The 6832-nt window shown below is 64.4% G+C and carries 5 protein-coding genes and 1 pseudogene; 4 read left to right on the top strand and 2 right to left on the bottom strand.

Annotated elements, in window-relative coordinates; genetic code table 11:
- A partial coding sequence (locus tag AC2VON_RS09710; RefSeq protein WP_486952758.1) for a cellulose binding domain-containing protein occupies positions 1-532 on the bottom strand: 532 nt, incomplete at its 3' end.
- 600 nt (positions 533-1132) lie between these two features.
- On the opposite strand from AC2VON_RS09710, the gene AC2VON_RS09705 reads away from it, so the two are divergent.
- The gene (locus tag AC2VON_RS09705) at positions 1133-1720 is read left to right on the top strand and encodes an IS607 family transposase (RefSeq protein ID WP_486952757.1); all 588 of its coding nucleotides are present in this window, start codon (positions 1133-1135) and stop codon (positions 1718-1720) included.
- 1 nt (position 1721) lies between these two features.
- Positions 1722-3104: pseudogene (gene tnpB / locus AC2VON_RS09700) on the top strand (IS607 family element RNA-guided endonuclease TnpB).
- A 3-nt stretch (positions 3105-3107) separates the two neighbouring features.
- Here the strand turns inward: tnpB and AC2VON_RS09695 are convergent.
- Positions 3108-4625: a bifunctional aminoglycoside phosphotransferase/ATP-binding protein gene (locus AC2VON_RS09695; RefSeq protein ID WP_486952756.1), complete on the bottom strand. Its 1518-nt coding sequence runs from the start codon at positions 4623-4625 to the stop codon at positions 3108-3110.
- Positions 4626-4841: 216 nt separating this feature from the next.
- On the opposite strand from AC2VON_RS09695, the gene AC2VON_RS09690 reads away from it, so the two are divergent.
- Both AC2VON_RS09690 and AC2VON_RS09685 read left to right on the top strand, forming a co-directional pair.
- Positions 4842-5648, top strand: coding sequence for a universal stress protein (locus tag AC2VON_RS09690; protein WP_486952755.1), 807 nt, complete (start codon positions 4842-4844; stop codon positions 5646-5648).
- Positions 5649-5662: 14 nt separating this feature from the next.
- The gene (locus tag AC2VON_RS09685) at positions 5663-6790 is read left to right on the top strand and encodes a site-2 protease family protein (RefSeq protein ID WP_486952754.1); all 1128 of its coding nucleotides are present in this window, start codon (positions 5663-5665) and stop codon (positions 6788-6790) included.
- The last annotated feature ends 42 nt before the right edge of the window (positions 6791-6832 follow it).

Raw genomic sequence — 6832 nt, 5'->3', positions numbered from 1 at the left:
CGTTCCACATATTCGTTATCGACTCACTGGCCGGCAAGTCAAACTGAGCCTGCCAGTTCGTGATCGGAGTCGTACCCGTATTCGTGATCGTGTAATCTCCGGTGAAGCCATTATTCCATTGCGACGTCACCACATACGACCCGTCAACGCCGTCACCACCGCTGCTGGCTGTTGCCCCCGAATCGACCGAGGCCATCGCATTTGTCGCTGCGCTGCCAGCACCCCCGCCGCCGGACAACAACCCAGCGTCACTGCCGTTACCGATCACATCGTGGCCGATCAACCCGGTAGCCGCCAGGTTGATCACGCTGTCGGCCCGCACGAGGAGAGCATCGATCGCCGCCAACGGACCACCCGTCAGCGACTCTGGACTGGCGCCCGCGGCCAACACGTCAGCGACGCCATCCAACGGCAACGCACTTGGCGACGACAAACCTGGCAAATCAAAGCCACTAGCTGCCGAATCGATGGCAGCGATCATCGGCTCGAATAGTTCTTCGAAATCCGCACGGGCCGGCGGCGCACCCGCCAACGGTGACAATCCGAACACCGAAAACGCCGCTACCGCAGTGCCGGAACTCACCAGGGCATCACGCACCCCGCCTCGACGCGAACCCCCTCGTTGTTCCGGCCGGCACAGCGCCTCGTCTGACCCGGAACCATATGCCATACTCCGGAGCAATTCGACCTGAATCACGCAGCTACCCCCATCTTTCGACTTTTCGAATCAGACTCTCTCCGGAACTCCACCCGTAAGCTCCCGCGCGTTCGGACCAATCCATGCACACGCTTCTCAGACCGGTAATCGTTGGGATCGGCGAGCGCCAGCCCAACCCACGACAGCGTATCCAGGGCGGCACGACAAATCGAAAAGACACCATTATCCATGCCCCCCGTTCAGCTGGTACGGCCAACCTCACGCATCCAGCGCGAGACTATATGCGATGTTATGGCGTTATGTCCAAAAGTCGTTGACTCATCGAAGATGCCCGCGTAATCGTCTAAACCTGGGTAGATCCGTGACCGCTGCCAGGGAGTGACACATGGGTGCTGGCGTACCCATACGGGGGTTGCCAGCTGTTGCGGGTTGAGTGGTCGTTGGTTGTCGGTGGTGTGCTATAGGAACGGAGATATGAATCTGGCGGTGTGGGCTGAGCGCAACGGTGTTGCGCGGGTGATGGCGTATCGCTGGTTTCACGCCGGGCTGTTGCCGGTTCCGGCGCAACGAGTAGGTCGGCTGATCCTCGTGAACGATACGGCGGCCGAGACGGCCGGGCACGGGCGGACGGCGGTGTACGCGCGGGTGTCGTCAGCGGACCAGAAAGCTGATCTGGATCGGCAGGTGGCGCGGGTGACCGCGTGGGCCACGGCCGAACAGATCCCGGTCGACAAGGTCGTGACCGAGGTCGGTTCGGCACTCAACGGGCATCGGCGCAAGTTCCTTGCGTTGCTGCGCGACCCGTCTGTGGGCCGGATCGTGGTGGAGCACCGGGATCGGTTCTGCCGGTTCGGCTCTGAATATGTCGAGGCCGCACTCGCTGCCCAGGGCCGCGAGTTGGCCGTGGTCGACTCAGCCGAGGTCGACGATGACCTGGTGCGTGATGTGACCGAGATCCTCACCAGTATGTGTGCTCGGCTCTGCGGCAAACGCGCTGCTGCCGACCGTGCTCAGCGTGCCGTCGCTGCGGCGGCTAACGCCGGGGAACCTGAGGCGGCCTGAGGTGGCGAAATTCGAGATTCCTGAGGGCTGGGCGGTACAAGCATTCAAGTTCACGCTCGACCCGACCGAGGACCAGGCTCGCGCGTTGGCGCGCCATTTCAGTGCTCGTCGCAAGGCCTACAACTGGACCGTCGCGGCGCTGAAAGCCGACATCGAGGCGTGGCACGCAGATGGCACCGAGTCGGCGAAGCCGTCGCTGCGGGTGCTGCGCAAACGCTGGAACAGCGTCAAGGACGACGTGTGCGTCAACACCGAGACCGGTGTCGTGTGGTGGCCGGAATGCTCGAAAGAGGCCTACGCCGACGGGATCGACGGCGCGGTTGACGCGTACTGGAACTGGCAGAGTTCCCGGTCAGGCAAACGCGACGGCAAACCGATGGATTTCCCCCGTTTCAAGAAGAAGGGACGCGACGCCGATCGTGTGTCGTTCACGACCGGAGCGATGCGTGTCGAGCCCGACCGGCGGCACCTCACGCTGCCGGTCATCGGCACCGTCCGCACGCACGAGAACACCCGCCGGATTGAACGCCTGATCCGTGCGGGCCGGGCGCGGGTGCTGGCAATCAGCTTGCGCCGCAACGGTACCCGGCTGGACGCGAGTGTGCGGATGCTCGTCCAGCGCCCCCAGCAGCCGCGGGTGGCCCTTCCTGATTCACGGGTGGGTGTCGATGTGGGTGTGCGGCGTCTGGCCACCGTCGCAGACGCTGACGGCACAGTGCTTGAACGAGTGCCGAATCCTCGCCCGCTTGATACTGCGTTGCGCGAGTTGCGGCACGTCAGCCGCGCACGGTCGCGCGCCACGTTAGGCTCACGACAGTATCGTGAGCGCACCACCGAGATGTCCCGGCTGCACCGCCGGGTCAACGATGTCCGCACCCACCACCTGCACGTCCTGACAACACGATTGGCCAAAACCCACGGCCGCATCGTTGTCGAAGGTCTGGACGCGGCCGGAATGCTGCGACAAAAGGGCCCGGCCGGGGCGCGCGCCAGACGGCGCGGACTGTCCGACGCAGCCCTGGGTACCCCGCGCCGGCACCTGTCGTACAAGACAGGCTGGTACGGATCGGCGCTGGTGATCGCCGACCGCTGGTTCCCGTCGTCGAAAACCTGACACGCCTGCCGGCATGTGCAAGACATCGGCTGGGCCGAACACTGGCAATGCGATGCGTGCTCGGCACCCGTTCATCAGCGTGACGACAACGCCGCGATCAACCTCGCACGCTACGAGGAAACATCTAGCGTCGTCGGCCCAGTTGGGGCCGCCGTTAAGCGTGGAGCCGACCGTAAGACCGGGCCTCGTCCGGCAGGTGGCGGTGAAGCGCGGAAGGGACGCAGCCGCACGGCTGCCGAACAACCCCGAGATGGGGTGCGAGTCGCGTGACCACTAAAGATCACTCACTCGCAACGGCTGGATCGCAGCACGCCACAGTTGTTCGACCAGGGCCAGGGAATGATCCAGTGGTTGGGAGGTGTCGATGCGGTGCGCGGTGTCCCACCCGAGGTCTTGCGCGGCTAGCGCTGCGGCGATCTGCGGTGTCGCTTCGGAGTTGCCCGCCGGCCTGCTTCTGATTCGTTCGGCGGCGACGTTAACCGGGGCCGCACACATGATCTCCAGAATCGCGGCGTGCTTCTCGGCGGCCAGGCGGTGCGCCAGCGCGCGGATCTGCGGATTGCGCCAGGTGCCGTCGAGGATGACCGAGTGACCGTTGCCCAAGCACAGACGCGCCCGATGCAGCATCGCCTCGTAGACGGCGACGACGTTGTCCGGGTTGTAGAGTCCCGCGTCGAGGATGCCCGGATCTCCGCTGATATTCCCGGATTCGCGCAGTTCCCGACGTACATCGTCGGTGGAGAGCAACTCAGCCCCAACCTGTTCGGCGAGCTTCCGGGCCAGAGTCGATTTCCCGGTGCCGGGACCGCCACCGACGAGCACCAGCCGAATCGCACCGTTCTCGAGGTGGCGCAGGGCGATGGCCATGTGGTGGGCCGCGGCCGTTGCGGCCTCCGGTTTGCCCTGTGTCAGCTGCACACAGTCGACCTTGGCCCTGACCACGGCACGGTAGCCGATGTAGAAGTCCCGCAGCGACAACGGCGAGGTGTCGCCCGAATAGGCGGCGTAGCGGTCCATGAAGTAGTCGGCGAGGTCTTTGCGTCCGAGGAATTCCAGGTCCATCGCAAGGAAGGCGGCGTCGTCGATGCGGTCGATATAGCGCAGTTCGTCGCTGAACTCCAGGCAGTCGAGCAGCACCGGCCGGTTGTCCACCCAAAAGATGTCTTCGGCGAGCAGGTCGGCATGGCCGTCGACGATGCAGCGTTCCTCAATCCGGTGGGTGAATAGACCCGCGCGGCCGGCAAGGTAGTCGTTGGCAAGGCCCTGAACACGCCGCAGCGACTCGGATGTCACAACGGTGTCGACGTAGCGCCGCAGCGTGGAGAAGTTGTCGTACCAGCGTTGATAGATTGCGGCGGGCTTACCCTGCGCGCTGATTCGCCGGCTGCGGTGGGCTTGATCGTGGAAACGGGCCAGCAGGCGAGCGATGCTGTCCAGCACGTGTTCGACGGGTTGGCCATGCTTGACCGTCGAGGCCAGCCGATCGTTGTCGTGGTAGCGCCGCATCACGATGACCGGTTCCGGGGGCGCACCGGTGGGGTCGCTGAGGTGTGCGACCCCGACATAGCTGTCGGGGGCAAGTCGGCTGTTCAGTTCGACTTCCCGCACGCACACCCGCTCGCGCTGCGCTGCTGTGCGGAAATCGAGGAAGTCGGTCTGCACCGGCTTTTTAACCTTGAAGGCCCGATCACCAGCTAGGACAACGACGCCGGTGTGCGTTTCATAGGCGTCGACGTAGGGCACCTCGGCCGCTTTCGGCGCAACCGCGTCGGCGTGTGTCGTGAACTCCATAGCGTTGAGTGTTTACCAGCGTGACCAGGTCGTGGAGTGGCCAAAGGACCGCACTTTTGGTGGTCGAAGGTCAGAACGCGCCGGCGGGGTCATCCAAGAGGCCGTGAGCCGTGCCGGTAAGGACCATCGCCCGCTAATCGAGGGCAAAACGGCCCTCCCCGGGACCGGCGGTCCGCCATAGCATCGAGTCAGGGTACCGGCGATCGGGAGGATGTGATGAACCAACCGCAATCAAAGTTGTCGATCGTCGTCGGGATCGACGGCTCGGACGCGGCCACCGGCGCAGCGAAATGGGCGGTCGCCGAAGCCAGCAGCCGCGATCTTCCGCTGCGCTTGGTCCATGTCATCGAGCAGGGCACAGCCAGCTCCTCTGTGACTGCCCCGGATCTGGGCGTGGAGTACGCCGAGACGGTGCTACGCGAAGCGGACGCGGCTTTGCACACGGGCACAGAGCCGGCGAAGGTGGAAACCGCGATGGTACGTGGATCACCTGGATGGTCGTTGATCCACGAATCACACAATGCGGCAATGGTTTGCGTTGGTTCGGTCGGCATCGGGTGTTGCAGCCGCATGCTATTCGGCTCAACCGCCACCGCTCTGGCGAGCGGCGCGCACTGCCCGGTAGCGATCATCCGCACCCACCGCGACGCTTCGGCAGCAGCATGCGGATGGATCGCAGTAGCCGTGGATGACCTACCCGGCAACGACAGTCTGCTCGAACACGCCTTCAGGGAGGCGCATCTGCGCAATGCGGCGATACTGGCGCTGGAAGCCCGGCCGTGGCGGCACGCCCGCCTGCTCGACCAGCGTATCGAGCACTGGGCATCCCGCTACCCCGATGTAGGTATTCGAGTTACCCTCATGAAGCGGGGACTAAATGAGTTCCTGGCCAACACCGACGAACCCGTCGAACTGGCCGTCATCGGAGAAGCCGATGCCGACACCATCACCCGGATCGTGGGCCCAGTTACCCGTAGCATTCCGGACCACGCCGGATGCTCGGTGCTGGTGGTCCGGAACTGAGCGAAGGCTAGCTCATGGGTGAGACAATCGCGATCGGCAAGATAGCCGGAATCTCGCTGCGTATCCACTGGAGCGTGTTGGTCATCTTGTGGTTGTTCACGTGGAGCCTGGCTTCAACCCTGCCCACCACCAGTCCTGGCCATTCGGCACTGGTTTACTGGGTGGCCGGTCTGGGCGGTGCGGTGGCGCTGCTTGCATCGCTCGTGGCTCACGAGTTGATGCACGCCATCTCGGCTCGGCGCGCGGGCGTTGACGTTTCGGGCATAACGCTGTGGCTCTTGGGCGGGGTCACCCGACTGGGTGACGAAGCGCCGACGGCGCGCGCAGAGTTGCGGATCGCGGCGTCGGGACCTGCGGTGAGTCTGGGATTGGCGGCGGTGATCGCCGTCCTGGCGGGGGTGCTTGATGTACTCGGTGTCGCGCACATCATCGTCGGTGTCGCTTGGTGGCTGTCGAGCATCAACCTGGTGCTGGGCTTATTCAATCTGTTGCCCGGTGCGCCGCTGGACGGCGGTCGAATCCTGCGCGCCTATCTGTGGCAACGACATGGTGACCGGGTGCGCGCCGCCGTCAGTGCGGCCCGCGGGGGTCGTATTCTCGCCTACGCCCTGATCGCGCTGGGTCTGCTGCAATTTCTCGCCGGCTGGTTGGTGGGCGGGGCGTGGATGGTGTTCATCGGCTGGTTCGTGCTCGTTGCGGCACGCAACGAAGAGAGCCAGGTGTTGACGCGGCAGGCCCTTACCGGCATACGCGTCGGTGACGTGATGACGCCACACCCACGTACCGTCCCCGGCTGGATCACCGTGGAGGATTTCATCCAAAGCTATCTACTGGGCGATCGCCATTCCGCCTACCCGGTGGTGAACCGAGATGGGGTGGTGGTGGGACTAATCACTTTGACGCAGCTGCGTTCCGTTTCACCCCCGCAGCGTCCCCAGACCCTGCTGCAAGACGCAGCGATACCGATGGACCGAGTACCCGGCGCAGCGCCCCATGAACCGGTCACCGCCCTACTGGGCCGGCTCACACCGACCACGGGTGGCCGTGCCCTTGCCCTCGATGACGGGCGGGTTGTCGGCATCATCACCGCACGCGACATCGCTCGACTGATTGATGTGCGTCAACTCGCCCGGCAAGGATGAGAGGAGCCGACATGGCATACTTCCCTGATCGCCACACGATCG

It is taken from the genome of Mycobacterium sp. TH-M82 (assembly GCF_057473605.1).
This window is presented reverse-complemented; position numbering and strand designations above follow the sequence as displayed.